The following is a 16478-nucleotide window of genomic DNA, read 5'->3' as shown; positions in this document are numbered from 1 at the left end:
GTCCCCCAGGAGTAGGAAAGCCCCGGGCAGAGTCCTTGATAATCGGCGCTATGTCGTCCAGCACACCACCACCCGGTATCGAGAGCCGCCCGTCCCGCAGCCCCTTCGCCGGGCCCGGGGAGCAGGGGCGACGGCTGTGGCGGGCGGCGGGTGAGGCGGTCCTGGCCGGCGCGCTGGTGCTGCTCACCTATACGGGCGAGTCGGAGACCGACGTCAGGCTGAGGACGGGCTGGGCGGCGCTGCTGGCCCTGGGGCTCATCGGCATCGGGCTGGTGTTGGTGCGACGCCGGTTCCCGGTGGCAAGTGTGGTCGGGCTCGCCGCGCTGATGGGAGTGGCGCCTTCGGTCGCGTTGCTGACCGCGGTGGCGGCCTACACCGCGGCCCGGCAGAGGGAGACGCCGCGGCGGCGGGTGGGGCTGCTGCTCGTGGCGGCGGGTGTGGCGATGATGACCTGCGCGGCGTCCGCGCCCCTGCTGGGGCCGGGCAACTGGTCGTTCGGTCTCGTGCTGGGTACGGTGCTCGCTCTCACCACGGTCGTGGTGCCTGGGCTGGTGGGAACGTCCGGCGGGCAGCAGGACCAGCTGTTGCGGGCCTTGCGGGAGCGTGCGGCCGCCGCAGAGGAGGCGCGGCGGCTGGCGCACAGCGAGGCGCGGGTGCGGGAGCGGTCGCGGATCGCCGCGGAGATGCATGATCTGGTCGGGCATCGGCTGAGCCTGGTCTCGCTGCACGCGGGCGGGCTGGAGATGGTGCTGCGCAAGGAGGCGCCCGAGCTGCGGGACGAGGTCGCTGTGGTGGGCCGTGCCGCCCGCGACGCGATGCATGAACTGCGGGCGGTGCTGGGGGTCCTGGGCCCGCTGGGGCGGGACACCGGCACCGATGCGCTCACCGACGCGACCGGTACCCGGGCGGATATCGAGGCGCTGGTGGAGGAGTCGCGAGGTGTGGGCATTCCCGTCGAGTTCTCCTGGGAGGGGGCCGATCTCGACGGGCGGCCGGCGCGGGTGCGGCGGGCGGTGCACCGGGTGGTGCGCGAGTCGCTGACCAATGTCCACCGGTATGCGGCCGGGGCCCATGTGGCCGTGGCCGTCCGCCACACCGACGAGCGGGTGGAGGTGCGGGTGCGCAACGGTGTGCCGCCGGTGCCGCCCGCCGCCGTGACCGGGCTCGGCACCGGACGGGGGCTGACCGGGCTGCGGGAGCGGGTGGCGCTGCTCGGTGGCGGCCTGGAGGCGGGGAGGACGTCTGGTGGCGGCTTCTCCGTGGCGGCTGATTTCCCCGCCGACCCCGGGCCGGGCGCGGAGACGGCGGATTCGGCGCCGGACGGCAACGGACCAGGCGGCGTCGCCGAGGAGCCCGGCAGCGGGCTGTCCGCTTTCCAGCGGCGCGTTGCCGGCGCCGTCAGCGGGCTGCTTGGACTGGCGGGGGTGGGTGCGACGATGTTGTTCGGGGTCCTGCTGGTGGTCGAGGCACAGCCCCCCGAGTACCGGAGCCCCGAAAAGCCCCGGGTGGGGATGACGAGGGAGCAGGTGCTGCGGTCCTCGCCCGGTGACGACGACGTGGCGCGCGCGGCCGCCGCCGGGCGCGAGCCGCCGCGACCGGCGTCCGCGACGGACTGTATGTATCCGTGGGGGATCGGGGGGCGCAAGGGTGGCCGGCTGGAGATCGTCCGATACTGCTTCCGGTCCGACATTTTGATCGCGATCGACCGTTTCACCGTTCCGATGGTCACTGAGAAGGTGACCGAACCGCCCCGTGGGAGCAGCAGTACGCATGACTGACCAGGTGACTGACCAGGCCGACTCCGCGGGCTTCCGGGAGGGTACGGCGATCCGGGTGCTGCTGGCGGACGACGAGGAGATGATCCGGCACGGCATCCGCCTGATCCTCCGTTACGCCGACGGCATCGAGGTGGTCGGTGAGGCGGTCAACGGCGCCGAGGCCGTCCGGCTGGCCGCCGAGCACCGGCCCGACGTGGTGCTCCTCGACATCCGCATGCCCGTACTCGACGGGCTCGCTGCCGTCGAACCGCTGGTGGCCCTCGACCCCAAGCCGCAGGTGGTCATGCTCACCACCTTCGGCGACGACGAGAACGTCACCCGCGCCCTGCGGGCCGGCGCCACCGGCTTCCTGCTGAAGGACGAGGGGCCGCAAGAGCTGATCAGTGCGGTACGGGCCGCGGCTGCGGGAGATGCGGTGCTCTCGCCCGGCGTCACCGGGGCCGTGATCCGGCGGATGCTGAGCGGCGGCGGGGTCGGCGCCGCCACCCCGGAGAGCAGGCTGGCGGGGTTGACCGGCCGGGAGCGGGAAGTGCTGGTCACGTTGGGGGAGGGGCTGTCGAACCCGGAGATCGGCACGCGGCTCGGCATCGGTGTGGGGACGGTCAAGAGCCATGTCCGGTCGATCCTGGAGAAGACGGGGTGCGGCAGCCGGGTGCAGGCGGGGCTGCTGGCGCACCAGGCCGGGCTCATGGGCTGAGACTCCGGCCGGGGCCGCCTCTGCCCTCTCTTCGGGCAGAGCTTTGGGCTCTGTCTTCGGGCAGAGGGGCCATGGCCCGTGGGGTGACGTGGCCGTGGCGGGTCTGCCCTTCGGCAGGCGGTGCATTCCCGACTTGAGAGCGACGGATGCGGGGGTGCGTCGCGGCCACGATGGTGTCAGATCTTGGGGCGAGGCCAGCGTCGTCGCCCTCGACTCGGTGACCGTGGAGTTCGGGCGCGGTCGGTTCACCGTGCGGCCGGCTGCTCACGGCTCTGCCCTGGGGAGGCGGGGGCCTTCCTGCCGCTGGTTGCCGGCGCTCGGCGTACCGGCCGATCTGGCCGGCCCGCCTGACATGCCGCGCTCGGTCCAGCGGAGTCGAGCCGAGCGGCGGCACCGTCCTCGTCCCGCCGCCAACTCCCGTACGCCTCCCGTCCACCACGAACTTGGAGATCCGTGTGTCCAACATGAGCAACACACATCGGCGCGGAAGGTCATGGAAACGTTGGGGCACCGGGGCGGTCGTGGCGTGTGCCGCCGCGCTCCTCGCGCTTCCCGTCCTTCCAGAGCAGGGCCGGGCGAGTACGGCATCGGCACCGCCGACCCTCACCTGGCGCCCCTGTGCGGGACACCGCAATGCCCAGTGCGGCTCACTGCCTCTCCCGGTCGACCGGGCCGCTCCCGACAAGACCTTCAAGCTGGAGGTGGCCAGACGAAAAGCCACCAACCCCGCCAAGCGCATCGGGGTCCTGCTGGTCAATCCCGGTGGACCCGGAGGCTCCGGCGTCGATATGGCGCTGGACAGCACATTTCCCGCCGAACTCAGGGAGCGCTTCGACATCGTCGGGTTCGACCCACGCGGGATAGGCCGAAGCCATCCCGTCACGTGCTCGAAACGACTGATCGACAATGCCCCGCGTGAACTGCCCCGGAACCAGGGCGAATTCGCACGACTGGCATCTCACAACCGTGAACTCCGCCAGGACTGCCGTAAGCACAGCGGTCCGCTCTTCGACCACGCCGACACCCTCAACGTCGTCCGTGACATGGACGCACTCCGCGCCGCGCTCGGCGAGGAGAAGATCAACTACTTCGGCCATTCCTACGGCACGCTCATCGGCCAGCAGTACGCCGAGAAGTTCGGCGGACGTATCCGGAGCATGGTCCTCGACAGCAATATGGACCACAGCCTCCAGACCAAGGACCTGGCTGTCACCGCGGCGGGCGCAGTCGAGGATTCGCTGAAGGAATTCGTGCGATGGTGCCGGACCACGCCGACATGCGCCCTCCATGGCCAGAACGTCCTGCTCCGCTGGGACCGCCTGCTGGCCGCGGCTGACCGTGGCGCACTGTACGAATCCGACGCCCCGGTCTCCGCCGACGACATCATCAGCCGAGCCTACGACGCCTTCAGCGCCGGCAAACCGGAGTGGTCCGGGCTCGCCAAGTGGCTGACCACCTTGCGCACCGGCACGCCCCGCCCACAGGGGAATGCACCACGCACCAGCCATGCCACCGGAACCGAACCCCACGGCAGGGACGCGGTGTTCTGCCAGGACTGGCAGGCCCGCATCCGCGACTACCGGGAACTCCACGCCCTCGTCCGTGCCGAGAGAGCTGCCGCGCCGCACGCGCGCACCTCTCCCGAAATGCGCACAGCCATTCTGAGCTGCATCGGCTGGCCGAAGCCCGCCAACAACCCGCAGCACCCCCTGCGCCTCGGTTCCCACGCACCGGTCATCCTGCTGACCAACGCCCGCCACGACCCCGCAACCGGATACGGCTGGGCCCTCAACGTACAGAAACAAGCACAGAAGAAGACCCGGTTGCTCACCTATGACGGCTGGGGGCACGGCGCCATCGGCACCAAATGCAGCATGGACGCGGTGAACCACTACCTGATCCATCGCACATTGCCGCGACACGGTGCCAGCTGCCCCGCATCCCGGAATTGACGATGTGGGGCACTGCGACGGTGACGGTGTAACTGGCTGGCCGAGGCCGTTGACTCTCTCTTCGGGTAGAGCGGCTGGCTCTCTCTTTGGGCAGAGGCGTTGTGGTCCGTGAGGGTGACATGGCCGCGGCGGGTCTGCCGTGGGGCAGGCGGTGCAATCCCGACCTGAGGGCGACGGATTCGGGGGTGTGGCGCGGCCACGATGGGCGGGAGTTCCGCACCCCTACCAGGAGTACCCATGTCGCAGCCTGCCACTGCCACCACCCGCCTCCACGCCTCTTCCGGCGTTGCCGCCTGCGCGACGGGGCTGACCAAGGTCTATGGCGAGGGCGAGACCCGCGTCGTTGCCCTCGACTCGGTGACCGTGGAGTTCGGGCGCGGCCGGTTCACCGCGATCATGGGACCGTCCGGTTCCGGCAAGTCGACGCTGATGCACTGCATGGCGGGGCTCGACACCATCTCCGGGGGCTCGGCCCTGATCGGTGACACCGAGCTGTCGCGCCTGAGTGACCGTCAGCTCACCAGGCTCCGCCGGGAGAAGATCGGCTTCGTCTTCCAGGCGTTCAATCTGCTGCCCACGCTGGATGCCCTGGAGAACATCACGTTGCCGTTGGACATCGCCGGCCGTAAGCCAGACCAGGAGTGGCTGGAGCTGATCGTGGGGACCGTCGGCCTCTCCGGGCGGTTGCGGCACCGGCCCTCGCAGCTCTCCGGCGGTCAGCAGCAGCGGGTAGCCGTGGCCCGCGCGCTGGCCGCGCGTCCGGAGATCGTCTTCGCGGACGAGCCGACCGGCAACCTCGACTCCCGCTCCGGTGCGGAGGTGCTGGGCTTTCTGCGGGAATCCGTACGGGAGTTGGGGCAGACGGTCGTGATGGTCACCCACGACCCGGTGGCCGCCTCCTACGCGGACCGGGTCATCTTCCTCGCCGACGGGCGGCTCACCGACGATCTGCACGCCCCCACCCCTGAGGCCGTGCTGGACCGTATGCGGCTCTTCGACACCAAGGGGCGGACGAGCTGACGCGCCCCGCCCGCACGCTCCCCTCCCGTACGGCTTCCCTGCCCGACCGCGTACCTCCAGGACGGACTGACACACCACCATGCTGCGTACCGCCCTGCGCAACGTCCTTGCGCACAAAGCCCGATTGATCATGACCGCCCTCGCGGTCCTGCTCGGCGTCGCCTTCGTCTCCGGCACCCTGATCTTCGGCGACACCACCGCGAACGCCTTCCGCAACGCCTCCGCCCAGAGCCTCAAGGATGTAGCCGTCTCTGTGCGGGCGGAGGCGGAGGCCACCGCCCCCGATGTGGCAGGCGGCGAGAACGGTAAGCCGGTCACCGCCCTCGATGCCGCGCTGGCGCGGAAGATCGGCCGACTGCCGGGCGTCGCGTCGGTGCGCCCCACCGTCAACGGCGAGGCCACCTTGGCCGGCAAGGACGGCCGCCCGGTCAACGCCGACAACAACTGGCAGAACCTCGCCACCAACTACCTGCCGGGCAAGGACGGCAAGGACAGCCGGTACCCGATCAGGGAAGGCCGCGGCCCGGCCGCCGAGGGCGAGCTGGCCCTGGATGCCGGGACCGCCGAGAAGGCCGGCTACCGGATCGGCGACACCATCCGCTTCGCCACCGACGGACCCGCCCTGACCAAGCAACTGGTCGGCACGGTCTCCACCGACGATCCGCGGGTCACCGCCGGCGGCTCGCTCACGCTCTTCGACACCCCGACCGCACAGAAACTGTTCCTCCACCCCGGCCGGTTCGACGAGATCGCGGTCGCGGCCAACGACGGCACCGACCAGTACGCGCTGACCGACCAGGTGCAGGCACTGCTCCCCAAGAAGGGGGCTGTGGCCACCAGCGGCGCTGCTCTGGCCGCCGAGCAGTCACGCCAGATCGCCGAGAGCACCACGTCCCTCACCAAGACACTGCTGGCCTTCGCCGGAATCGCGCTGTTCGTCGGCGCGTTCATCATCGCCAACACCTTCACCATGCTGATCGCCCAGCGCAGCCGCGAGATCGCGCTGCTGCGGGCCGTGGGCGCCTCGCGCCGCCAGGTCGTCCGCTCCGTCCTCATCGAGGCCGCCCTCCTTGGCCTCGTGGCCTCCGCCGCCGGATTCGCGCTCGGCCTCGGCATCGCCACCGCCATGCGCCCGCTGCTCAACACGAGCGGCGCCGCACTGCCCGACGGACCGCTGGTCATCACACCCATAGCCCCGCTGTCCTCCCTCGCGGTCGGCGTCCTCGTCACCGTCCTGGCCGCCTGGCTGCCGTCCCGCAAGGCCGCGAAGATCGCCCCCGTTACGGCACTCAGCAGCGTCGACCAGGCGCCACCCGCCCGCGCCCTGCTGGTCCGCAATGTGCTCGGCACCCTGCTCACCGGGGCCGGAGTGCTGGTGATGCTGTATGTCTCCACGCTCAAGACCAGCGACGAGTCCAACCTGATGGTCGCGATGCTCGGCGGCGTACTGACGCTCGGTGGTGTGATCGTGCTGGCGCCGCTGCTCTCCCGGCCGCTGATCACCTTGGCCGGCAAGGTCACCACCCGCTTCTTCGGCGTCAGCGGCAAACTCGCGAAGCAGAACGCGCTGCGCAACCCGCGCCGCACCGCCGCCACCGCGTCCGCCCTGATGATCGGGCTCGCCCTGATCACCGGTCTGACCATCGGCGGGTACTCCGCCCAGCGTGCCATGGCCAAGGAGGCCACCCAGGGCCTGACCGCCGACTACAAGGTCACCAACAGCGCTGCCCACGGCCTCGGCACGGAGGCGGCCGGCCAGGTCATGCGGGTGCCCGGGGTCGCGGCGGCCGCGCCGGTCACTGCCACGGTCCTCACCACCCGCGGCAGGTTCGGCGTCATCACCGGCACGGCCCCGGAGACGTTCGGCCAGGCCGCGAAGCTCGACTTCCGCTCCGGCTCGCTGCGCGACATCGGCCCCGGAAGGGTCGCGATCTCCGACGAGTTCGCCGATCAGACCGGGCTGGGCGTCGGCGCCACCCTCGACGCCGAGATGGGCAGCGGCATGGACACCGGCCCGGCCCCCAAGAAGAAGCTGACGGTCATCGGCGTCTACGCCAAGACCCGCGCTGCCGGCGACGCGGTGGGCACCCTGAACGACGTGCTCCCGTACTCCGACACCAAGAAGCTGGACAGCGTGCTGGTCAAGGCCGAGCCCGGCAAGGCCGCGGGGCTCGAACGGAAGATCCGTGCCGCGCTGGGCGACAGCCCGCTGCTGAAGGTCCAAAGCCAGGAGCAGCTCATCCAGGAGGACGGCGGAAAGATCAACATGGTCCTCAACATGATGTACGGGCTGCTCGCCATGGCCGTCGTCATCGCGATCCTCGGCGTCGTCAACACCCTTGCCATGTCGGTCTTCGAGCGCGTCCGCGAGATCGGGATGCTGCGCGCCATCGGCCTCGACCGCTCCGGCATCCGGCAGATGGTCCGCCTGGAGTCGGTGGTGATCTCCCTGTTCGGCGCGGTGCTCGGGATCGGCACGGGCATCTTCCTGTCCTGGGCCGGCGGCAGTCTGTTGACGTCGTCGATGAAGGAGTACGAGATGGCGCTGCCGTGGGGGAGGCTCGGAATCTTCCTGGCGCTGGCGCTGGTGATCGGCGTCCTGGCCGCCATCTGGCCGGCCCGGCGGGCAGCCCGCCTGAACATGCTCCGGTCGATCCAGCCGAGTTGAGCCCGAGAACCACCTGGGGTCCGGCGATCCCTCTGCCTACCGGCAGAGGGGCCGCCCACCCGTAGGCCGCGGGGCCGTGGTGCTGCTCCGGCTGTCCGCGCTGCTGGGTCTGCCCCCCCGGTGGACTGCTCACCACGCGACCACGTCATCACCAACTCGTCGACCACGTCATCACCCACCGAGGAACCACCATGCCAATCAGCGAGCGCCTGCTGATGAAGAGCCACCTGACCGCCGCGGCGCGTGCCACACCCGGACCCGGACCGGAACGCCGCAACCATCCGCCGCAGTCCGGCCGGTGCCCGCAGTCCGGCCGGTGCCCGCACTCCGGTCGGCGCCCGCACTCCGGTCGGCGGCCGGCATGAACGAGATCTACCTGCTGCCGATCCGTACGGCCGCGCTGCTCTTCCCCGCGCTGGCCTTCATGATGTTCGTGCCGACGGCGATCGTCCTCTACCGGCGGCACGGCGTCATGACCCGCTGGCGGGTGCTGTCGCTGTACGGCGGCGTGTACTACGCGCTGACCGCCTTCTGCATGACGATCGTGCCCCTGCCGAAGCGATCCGTGGATGTCTGCAAGATGTATCCATCCTTCGCCGACCCCCAGCTCACACCGGGCGTCGCCTTCTCCGACATCTGGAAGGAGGCACACCACCGCGTCACCCTCGACGCGCTGATCCTGCACAACTCCGCGTTCTGGCAGACCGTGTTCAACCTGATCCTGCTACTGCCGCTGGGCGTCTTCGTACGGATCCATTTCCGCCGCGGCCTCGCCGCAGCCACGGCAGCCGGATTCGCCGGATCACTGCTCTTCGAACTGACCCAGTACAGCGGCCTGTTGGGCCTCTACGAGTGCCCCTACCGCCTCTTCGCCGTCGACGACCTCATCGTCAACACCGCAGGCGCCGCGCTCGGCTGGGCCCTCATCGGCCCCCTCGCCCGCGCCCTGCCCAAGCTCAACGCCCTGGACGACCGCGCCCTCGCCCCGCTCACCGCCGGCAAGGTCCCCTTCGGGCGCCGCCTCGTCGCGCTGCTGCTGGACGTGACGGGCGTCGTGCTCCTGACCCCGGTGACCGCGGTCATCACGGATGCCGTACTCGGCGCGGGGACGGAACTCTTGGCACCACCCGTCGCCTTCGCCCTGTGGTTCGTCGTCATCCCCTGGCTGACCGGCGCGACGCCCGGCAAGCGCCTGCTCCTGCTGCGACTGGTCACCCCGGAAGGCGCACGACCGAGCCCCGCCCGGCTCGCACTGCGCGCCCTCGTACTGAGTCCCCTCCTGCTGCTCGCCTGCCTCGCCACAGGCGCACTCCTCATCGGCGCGAGCGAGGTCCTGGCCGGCGTCACTGCCTCCGCCGCCAACCCCTCCATACTGTTGGAGATCACCGACCGGGTGAACTATCAGGAAGTGGCCTACAGCCTCGCAGCAGACCCGGTCTCCGGTCTCGTCCTCCTGCTGCCCCCGGCCCTCTGCCTGACCCTGATCGGCGCTTACATGAGGTCCGTCCGTCGCCATCCCCAGGGCCTGGGCCCGCACGAGACCGTCTCCGGCGTCCGCAACCACGCCCTCCCTCACACACGAGCCCGGACCCGGCACAAAAACCCGCCCAACTCAGCCGATCCACAAGGCGATTCACGGCCGATGGTTGCGCCCGGTGGCACCCGCGCGGGCAGCCCGCGAAACCGCTCGTCCGGCCGTTGACCCGCAGAGGCACGTCGCCGCCGCGTCGTGCCGGCACTCCTCCTGCTCCCACTCGCTCCGCATCAGCGCGTACTCGACCTCGCCGTGTTCGGAGCCGTCGATGGCGTCGGGCCAGTCCTCGTAGTACGTGCGCACGTACCTCAGCCCCGACTTCTCCATCACCCGTCGGGAAGCGGCGTTGACCGCCATGGTGTTCGCCGTTACCCGTTGGACGCCGAGTTCGGTGAACCCCTTGTGGATCAGGGCCCGTGCGCCCTCTGTGGCGTAGCCGTGGCCCCAGGCCGCCTTGCGGAGGCGGTAGCCGAGCTCGACCACCGCGGGACCGGTGTCCTCCAGCGGCCGGAACTCGAACCAGCCGAGGAACACCCGACTGTCCTTGTCCTCAGCGGCCCAGTATCCGCAGGCTCCGATACCCGGGTGGTGGTGGAGGAGGCGCGGCAGGTGCTGGGTGCGGATCGCTTCGGGGGACGTCGGTCGGCCTCCGTTGATGTACCGCATGACCTCGGGATCGCTGTCGAGGTGGACCAGGTCGTCGACGTCGTCGGCGGTGAACGGGCGCAGCGTCATCCGTTCGGTTTCCAGGAAGATACTCACGGAGCGATCCTTGGCGTCACGGACACCGCTCGGCCACCGAATAATCAGGGCGCGCCACCCAGCCCCCCGGCAGTGCTCAGGGGTGCATGTGCGCGCCTTTGAGCACCTTGTCGACCGCGTTGCGCGGGCCGTACACGGCGAGCCCCACCAGATCCAACTGGTCCTTCGGCACGGCCCGTACGGCCGCGCGGTTGTCCCGGTCGTTGCCGGTGACGAAGAGGTCGGAGGTGAACACCGACCGGGGGAGCGAGCGAGACAAGGCGCGGGCGTGCGCGGCGGTCAGTGTCTCCTTCGTCCCTTCGAAGACCAGGACGGGCTGGCGGAACATGGGCAGATACGGGGTGCCGTCGGCATCGGCATACGGTTCCCCGATGACTTCAGGGAGCTCCGAGCCGAGACCGCTGACCAGGAACGCGGTCACATTCAGCCGCTGCCAGGGCTCCAGATCCACGCGCAGCAGAACGGCAATCTTGGTGTCGAACCGTACCGGGGTGTTCTCGATCGTCATGCTCTGAGACTGCCAACCGCCCTGTCGCACCTTCTTGTACGTTCTTGGCATGGTGGTCCGGCAGGAGGTTTCCGGGTGGCGCCCGCAGCTCCCGCTCAGTGCCTCGTCTCCGCCAGGCCGGCGATGACGGTTCAGTCGCCGACGGCCTTGGGCCAGTTCTCACGGACGGTGCGCAGCGCCTTGTTGAGCTGGGCCTCGGACGGGAACTGCGGTGTGCCCTCGACCGTCGGCAGCCGTGAGGCCAGGGTCTTGTTGAGGGTGCCGTCCTTCGCCATGGCGGCCATCAGCACCGGGCGCGCGTAGTCCACGAGGCGGAGGTTCTGGCCTTCGGGGCTGTAGAGGTACTCCTCCCACAGGCGTGCCGCGGCCGGGTGGGGCGCGTCCTTGTTGATCGCCTGCGCGTAGTACTGCGAGAAGCTGCCGTCGAAGGGGATGGAGACCTTCCAGTCCACGCGCGTCCCGCGGAGCTGGTCGATGTGCTGAAGGTTGAGGTAGTCCCACTCGATGCTGATCGGTGTCTTGCCCTTGGCGATCGCCGCCGGGTTGGGGTCGGCCCGGTTGTAGTTGCCGACCTTGTTGAGCTGGGCGAAGAAGTCGATGCCCGGCTGGATGTTGTCGAACGACCCGCCGTTGGCGAGCGCCGCCGCGTACACGGCGGCGAAGGCGGATCCGGCGATCGTGGGGTCGCCGTGGATCGAGACCAGGCCCTTGTACTCCGGCCGGAGCAGATCCGCGAAGGACTCGGGGCAGGGCCGGACGCGGGCGGCGTCGCAGCCGATGGAGACATAGCCGCCGTAGTTGTTGTACCAGCGGGCCTTCGCGTCCTTCTGCTCCGGTGGGATCTGGTCGAACTGCGCGACCCGGTAGGGGGCCAGCAGGTTCTGCCGTGCCGCGGACTGGGCGAAGGAATCCCCTACGTCGAGCACGTCGGGGGCGCGCTCCTGGCCGCGGTAGCGCTTCACCGCATCGATCTCCTGCTGGCTGTGGCCGGACGGATTGTCGACGACGACCTTGATGCCGTACTTCTTCTCGAAGCCGTCGATCAGTGCGCCGTAGTTGGCCCACTGGCGCGGCAGCGCGATCGTGTTGAGCCTGCCCTCCTGCTTCGCCTTCTTGATCAGTGCCGCCTTCCCGCCCACCTCCGCGGCGGACTCGGCCCGGGAGGGCTCGACCAGCCGGGTGGTTTTCTCCTCCTGGCAGGCACCGAGACCGAGCACCGCAAGGCCGAGACAGCAGAGGAGAGCGCCTGCGCGGACCCGGTGATGTGTAGCCACGTCGCCTCCAGCAGGGCCAGGTGGGGGAGCGGTCCGCCGAGCGGGTGGCGGACGCGGACCAGGGCAAGCCATGACACGGTGCGGTCGCACAGCCCGTGCAGCGGCCCCACCGCCAAGGACGGCGCGCGCCCGGAGGTGGGGCGGAAATGGTCCGGACCAGCGTACTCCGGCCCCTTGCGGGCCTCCGCCAGGACGGTGATCGGGCCAGGTCATAGCGGCGAGTAGGCGTCACGCGCGGCCTCACGGCCGCACGGCCTCACGGCCTCACCAGTCCCCGTCGTGGTCCCAACGGCTGAGGAGGTCCTCCTGCGGCTCGTCTTCCGAGGGCAGGGCGTCGGGGCCGATCGCCTGTGAGGCCCAGATCGTCTTGCCCCGGGGGGAGTAGCGGGTGCCCCAGTGTTCGGCGAACTGCGCGACGAGGAAGAGGCCGCGGCCTTCTTCGTCGGTGTCCTTCGCCTGGCGGATGTGCGGGGAGGTGCTGCTGCCGTCGGAGACCTCACAGATCAGCGTGCGGGTGTGCAGGAGCCGCACATGGATGGGCTCGGCGCCGTAGCGAATGGCGTTGGTGATCAGTTCGCTGAGGATGAGCTCGGTGCCGTAGGCGATGTGCTGCAGGCCCCAGTCCGCCAACTGGCGGACGCAGTCGTTGCGTACCGGGCTCACCGCCGCCGGGTCGCGGGCCACGTCCCACTCGGCGACGTGCGCCGGGTCCAGCCGGCGGGTCCGGGCCACCAGCAGCGCGACGTCGTCGGCGGACCTGGCGGGCAGCAGCGACTGCATGACGGTGGCGCAGGTGTCCTCCGGCGTACGGTCCGGCCCGGCAAGGGCCGTACGCAGTGCTTCCAGCCCCGCGTCCAGGTCGCGGCTGCGGTTCTCGACCAGCCCGTCGGTGTAGAGCACCAGCCGGGAGCCCTCCGGCAGCAACAGCTCAGCGGTCTCGAAGGGCAGGCCGGTGCCCAGCCCCAACGGCGGGGAGACCGGCGAGTGCAGGAACTCCACCCTCCCGTCGGGGTGGGCCACGGCCGGCGGCAGATGGCCGGCCGTGGCCGCGGTGACCCGCCCGGAGACGGAGTCGTAGACGACGTACAGGCAGGTGGCGCCGGTGATCGCCGGTCCCTCCTCGGTGTCCTCGTCCTGGACGTCGATGTGGGTCACCAGCTCATCCAGGTGGCCCAGCAGTTCGTCGGGGGAGAGGTCCAGGGCCGAGAAGTTGTGTACGGCGATGCGTAGCCGGCCCATGGTGGCCGCGGCGTGCAGGCCGTGTCCCACCACGTCGCCGATGACCAGCGCCACCCGGGCGCCGGGCAGCGGGATGACGTCGAACCAGTCCCCGCCCACTCCCGCCTGGGCGGGGAGATAGCGGTGCGCCACCTCCAGGGCGTCCTGGTCGGGCAGGCCGCGGGGCATCAGGCTGCGCTGGAGCGTCATCGCCATCTTGCGTTCACGGGTGTAGCGCCGGGCGTTGTCGATCCCCACCGCGGCCCGCCCCGCCAGTTCCTCCGCGAAGGACAGGTCCTCGCCGTCGAACGGAGGGGAGCTCCCCGACCGCCAGAAGTCCACCAGCCCCAGCACCACTCCCCGGGCGCGCAGCGGTACGACCGCCAAGGAATGCACCCCGTGCTCCAGGATGCGCCGGGCGCGTTCCGGGTCCTGGGACCGCCAGCCGGAAGAGCCGGCCAGATCCGGCTCCACCATGGAGCGGCCCTGGTCCACACCCGCCGCCACCGGGGTGCCAGGGACGAACCCCATCAGCTCGCCGACGGGGTAGAGCGGATGGTCCGGCGCCAGGCCGGCGAGGGCAGTCCGGCGCAGCTCGGTACCCGACACGGCCGGCTCCTCGCCTTTGAGGACCGGGTCCAGCAGCTCGACGGTGACGATGTCGGCGAACCGGGGGACCGCCACCTGCGCCAGTTCCTCGGCAGTGCGCTCGACATTCAGCGTGGAGCCGATCCGTACCCCGGCGTCGTAGAGGAGCCGCAACCGCTCCCGCGCCACCTCGGCGCGCCCTGACAGCCACCTCAGTTCGGTGGTGTCACGCAGGGTCACCACGCTTCCCTGGTGGGCTCCGTAGGGGTCGGTGGACCGCTTGTTGAGGGCCAGCAGCCTGTCCTGGGCCAGGTGTACCTCGTCGGTCGCGGTCCGGTCCGACGCCAGGAGTTCGGCGGTGCGGTGGTCCAGCCCCAGGTCGCCGACGTGGCGCCCCTCCGCGTCCGCCGGCAGGTCCAGGAGCCGCCGTGCCTCGTCGTTGGCCAGCAGCAGCCGCCCGTCGCGGACGATGAGGACGCCCTCCCGCACCGCGTGCAGGACCGCATCGTGATGCTCGTACATCCGGGTCATCTCGACCGGTCCCAGACCGTGGGTCTGCCGGCGCAGCCGACGACTCACCAGGCCCGCGCCGCCTCCGGCGAGTGCCAGTGCCCCGACTGCGGTGCCAAGGAAGAGGGGTAGCTGCTGGTTGACCGATTTCTGCACCTTCTCCACCGTGACCGGTGCGGAGACGATGGCGACGACCTTGCCCGAGGCGTCCTTGACGGGGGCCGCAGAGATCACGGAGAGGCCCAGGGCGCCCTCGAAGGTCCTGGTGAAGGGCTTGCCCCGGGCGGCGTCGGCATACGGGCCGATGACGTGCTTGCCGATCTGCCCCGGGTCGCTGTGGGTGAGGGTGACCCCGTCGAGCTTGTACACGATGAGGGCGTCGACGCCGGAGGCCTTCCTGGCCGCCTCGGCGAGCGGCTGGAGCTTCGCGGTCGGATTGTCGCTGTTCAGCGCCTCCTGGAGCCCCCAGGAGTGTGCGAAGGACTCAGCGGCGGCGAGCGTACGGTGCCGGGCGTCGGTCATGGTGTCCCGCCGGGCCTGGACGACGATGGCCACCACCGCCGCCGCGACGAGCAGCACCACGAGCGCCAGCTGGAGGAGGAAGACTTCCCGTGCGACGCTGCGCGTGGTCAACGAGGACCGTTTGCGCTGCGGATCTCCGGCCCCCGCAGAGCGCCCGTCCTGCCGGTCGCCGGCGCCGCCCCCGGCAGGGCTCTCGCCCGGAAAAGCGGAACGGCCGGGCGCGCGTCTCAGCCAACGCCGGAAACGACCCGAATGTCCGCTCATGGTTCACATTTATCCTGCTTTGCCTGGGTGCTGGCAAGGCGTGCTACGGCAGCTGCCCCATGGGCCGGCGAGAGGCCGCCAGACTGCGGCTGCACTGGGCCTCGCCACCCGACGGCGCGCCAGGGGGGCTGGAGTGGCTGCGGCTCCAAGCTGTCGCCGGCGCCCTCATAGGTGCCCTGACCTCACAGCTGGCCACGACTATCTGGCCACGACCGTGGCCGAGCTGAGGCGAGCGGCTGGGGGCCAGCGGGCGGCGGCGGCCGTCACGGCCAGGCGACGAGAAACAGGGCCCGGTAAGATCAGCGCCCTCATGGGGAGCGGGATGCGAACATCGGGCCGGGGCGGCGTGGGGCACAAGTACGCTCTGACCGCGGACGAGGACGACGCCGACTTCTGGGGCTCTGCTCACGAGGCCGAGGGGCTGTTCACGCCTTTGCAGGAAGAGGGGTTGCGCCGCGTCCAACTCGTGGGGTGCGACCCGCAAGGCAGCCTGTTGAAGTGTCTTGGCCATGTCGGCGGTCGTCGCGCCGTAGCGGGGAACGCCTGGCTGGACGTGCTCGACGTCGACGGTGTCACCATGGGGACCTACTTCGTCAACGACGTCACCGTCGTCGCCGTCGAGCCCTCCGCCCGCGGAACCGGCCTCGTCGACCTCACGGTGACGCTGTGGTGTGATCAAGCGATGCCGGGAGCGGCCGGGGTGTGGGACCTGATCCGCACGGGTTGCCTGAATCGCACCGGCATGTGGCACGCACTCGATCCCATGGACAGGCACGCCTGGTTGTCGGTCGCGTTGGGGTCCCGGGAGTATCAAGGACGGGGGAAACCCGACGCTCCCGCAGGTCAGGTGTTCACGTTGGACGGCCGACAAGTCGTCGATGAGGACAGCTTCTACTGCGCGCTCGGTGAAGCCGTCAACGGGCCCGGCGGATACTTCGGATGGAACCTCGATGCTCTGGTCGACTGCCTGAGGGGCGGCTGGGGCGCCACTGCTCCGTTCACCCTGGAGTGGCGGCACTCGGCCGTGGCCAGGGCGCGGTTGGCGGAGCGCAGGTTCACCGGCGAGGGCGAGACGACCCTGTTCGACCTGCTGCTGGAAATCTTCGAAGAGCAGGGGATCCGGGTCATCCTGCGGTAATTGCTTGGTGCTCCGTGCTTCAGACGTTGGCCGTAGATGCCTCCG

Annotated in this window: 10 protein-coding genes and 1 pseudogene; 7 read left to right on the top strand and 4 right to left on the bottom strand. The window is 70.3% G+C overall.

Annotation, left to right across the window (positions count from 1 at the left end; all coding sequences use genetic code 11):
- The first annotated feature begins 50 nt into the window (after window positions 1-50).
- The 6 genes from ACZ55A_RS34475 (at window position 51) to ACZ55A_RS34450 (ending at window position 9817) form a co-directional block, all read left to right on the top strand.
- On the top strand, window positions 51-1778 hold the full coding sequence (locus tag ACZ55A_RS34475; protein WP_468848696.1) for a sensor histidine kinase: 1728 nt from the start codon (window positions 51-53) through the stop codon (window positions 1776-1778).
- The gene (locus tag ACZ55A_RS34470; RefSeq protein ID WP_468848694.1) at window positions 1771-2475 is read left to right on the top strand and encodes a response regulator; all 705 of its coding nucleotides are present in this window, start codon (window positions 1771-1773) and stop codon (window positions 2473-2475) included. The genes ACZ55A_RS34475 and ACZ55A_RS34470 overlap by 8 nt, the downstream gene beginning before the upstream one ends.
- A 464-nt stretch (window positions 2476-2939) precedes the next feature.
- The gene (locus tag ACZ55A_RS34465; protein ID WP_468848692.1) at window positions 2940-4427 is read left to right on the top strand and encodes an alpha/beta fold hydrolase; all 1488 of its coding nucleotides are present in this window, start codon (window positions 2940-2942) and stop codon (window positions 4425-4427) included.
- 237 nt (window positions 4428-4664) lie between these two features.
- Entirely contained in the window at window positions 4665-5447 is a 783-nt protein-coding gene (locus ACZ55A_RS34460) for an ABC transporter ATP-binding protein (RefSeq protein ID WP_468848690.1), read from the top strand.
- 79 nt (window positions 5448-5526) lie between these two features.
- Complete coding sequence (locus ACZ55A_RS34455) at window positions 5527-8115, top strand: ABC transporter permease (protein ID WP_468848685.1); 2589 nt, start codon at window positions 5527-5529, stop codon at window positions 8113-8115.
- A gap of 361 nt (window positions 8116-8476) precedes the next feature.
- Window positions 8477-9817 (top strand): VanZ family protein, encoded by a 1341-nt coding sequence (locus ACZ55A_RS34450; RefSeq protein WP_468848683.1) that lies wholly within the window; start codon window positions 8477-8479, stop codon window positions 9815-9817.
- 42 nt (window positions 9818-9859) lie between these two features.
- Here the strand turns inward: ACZ55A_RS34450 and ACZ55A_RS34445 are convergent.
- From ACZ55A_RS34445 to ACZ55A_RS34430, 4 genes and pseudogenes are all read right to left on the bottom strand, one after another.
- Window positions 9860-10411: pseudogene (locus ACZ55A_RS34445) on the bottom strand (GNAT family N-acetyltransferase); the annotation flags it as partial.
- Between the two features lie 76 nt (window positions 10412-10487).
- Window positions 10488-10919, bottom strand: a complete 432-nt coding sequence (locus ACZ55A_RS34440) for a DUF2000 family protein (RefSeq protein ID WP_468848681.1) — start codon at window positions 10917-10919, stop codon at window positions 10488-10490.
- A gap of 131 nt (window positions 10920-11050) precedes the next feature.
- Window positions 11051-12193 carry an ABC transporter substrate-binding protein gene (locus tag ACZ55A_RS34435; RefSeq protein ID WP_468848679.1) on the bottom strand — a complete coding sequence of 381 codons (1143 nt, stop codon included), beginning with the start codon at window positions 12191-12193 and terminating at the stop codon, window positions 11051-11053.
- 264 nt (window positions 12194-12457) lie between these two features.
- Window positions 12458-15295: a SpoIIE family protein phosphatase gene (locus ACZ55A_RS34430; protein ID WP_468848677.1), complete on the bottom strand. Its 2838-nt coding sequence runs from the start codon at window positions 15293-15295 to the stop codon at window positions 12458-12460.
- A 310-nt stretch (window positions 15296-15605) separates the two neighbouring features.
- Between ACZ55A_RS34430 and ACZ55A_RS34425 the strand changes: the two genes are divergently transcribed.
- On the top strand, window positions 15606-16433 hold the full coding sequence (locus tag ACZ55A_RS34425) for a barstar family protein (RefSeq protein WP_468848675.1): 828 nt from the start codon (window positions 15606-15608) through the stop codon (window positions 16431-16433).
- The last annotated feature ends 45 nt before the right edge of the window (window positions 16434-16478 follow it).

This window comes from Streptomyces sp. NPDC034111, from assembly GCF_055575375.1.
The sequence above is the reverse complement of the archived record's forward strand: the minus strand, read 5'-3'. Positions and strand labels throughout refer to the sequence as shown.

Bases quoted from the DNA above. Each gene is read 5' to 3' on its own strand.
- ACZ55A_RS34475 (WP_468848696.1), top strand. From the start codon at position 51: ATGTCGTCCAGCACACCACCACCCGGTATCGAGAGCCGCCCGTCCCGC.
- ACZ55A_RS34470 (WP_468848694.1), top strand. From the start codon at position 1,771: ATGACTGACCAGGTGACTGACCAGGCCGACTCCGCGGGCTTCCGGGAG.
- ACZ55A_RS34465 (WP_468848692.1), top strand. From the start codon at position 2,940: ATGAGCAACACACATCGGCGCGGAAGGTCATGGAAACGTTGGGGCACC.
- ACZ55A_RS34460 (WP_468848690.1), top strand. From the start codon at position 4,665: ATGTCGCAGCCTGCCACTGCCACCACCCGCCTCCACGCCTCTTCCGGC.
- ACZ55A_RS34455 (WP_468848685.1), top strand. From the start codon at position 5,527: ATGCTGCGTACCGCCCTGCGCAACGTCCTTGCGCACAAAGCCCGATTG.
- ACZ55A_RS34450 (WP_468848683.1), top strand. From the start codon at position 8,477: ATGAACGAGATCTACCTGCTGCCGATCCGTACGGCCGCGCTGCTCTTC.
- ACZ55A_RS34440 (WP_468848681.1), bottom strand. From the start codon at position 10,919: ATGACGATCGAGAACACCCCGGTACGGTTCGACACCAAGATTGCCGTT.
- ACZ55A_RS34430 (WP_468848677.1), bottom strand. From the start codon at position 15,295: ATGAGCGGACATTCGGGTCGTTTCCGGCGTTGGCTGAGACGCGCGCCC.
- ACZ55A_RS34425 (WP_468848675.1), top strand. From the start codon at position 15,606: ATGGGGAGCGGGATGCGAACATCGGGCCGGGGCGGCGTGGGGCACAAG.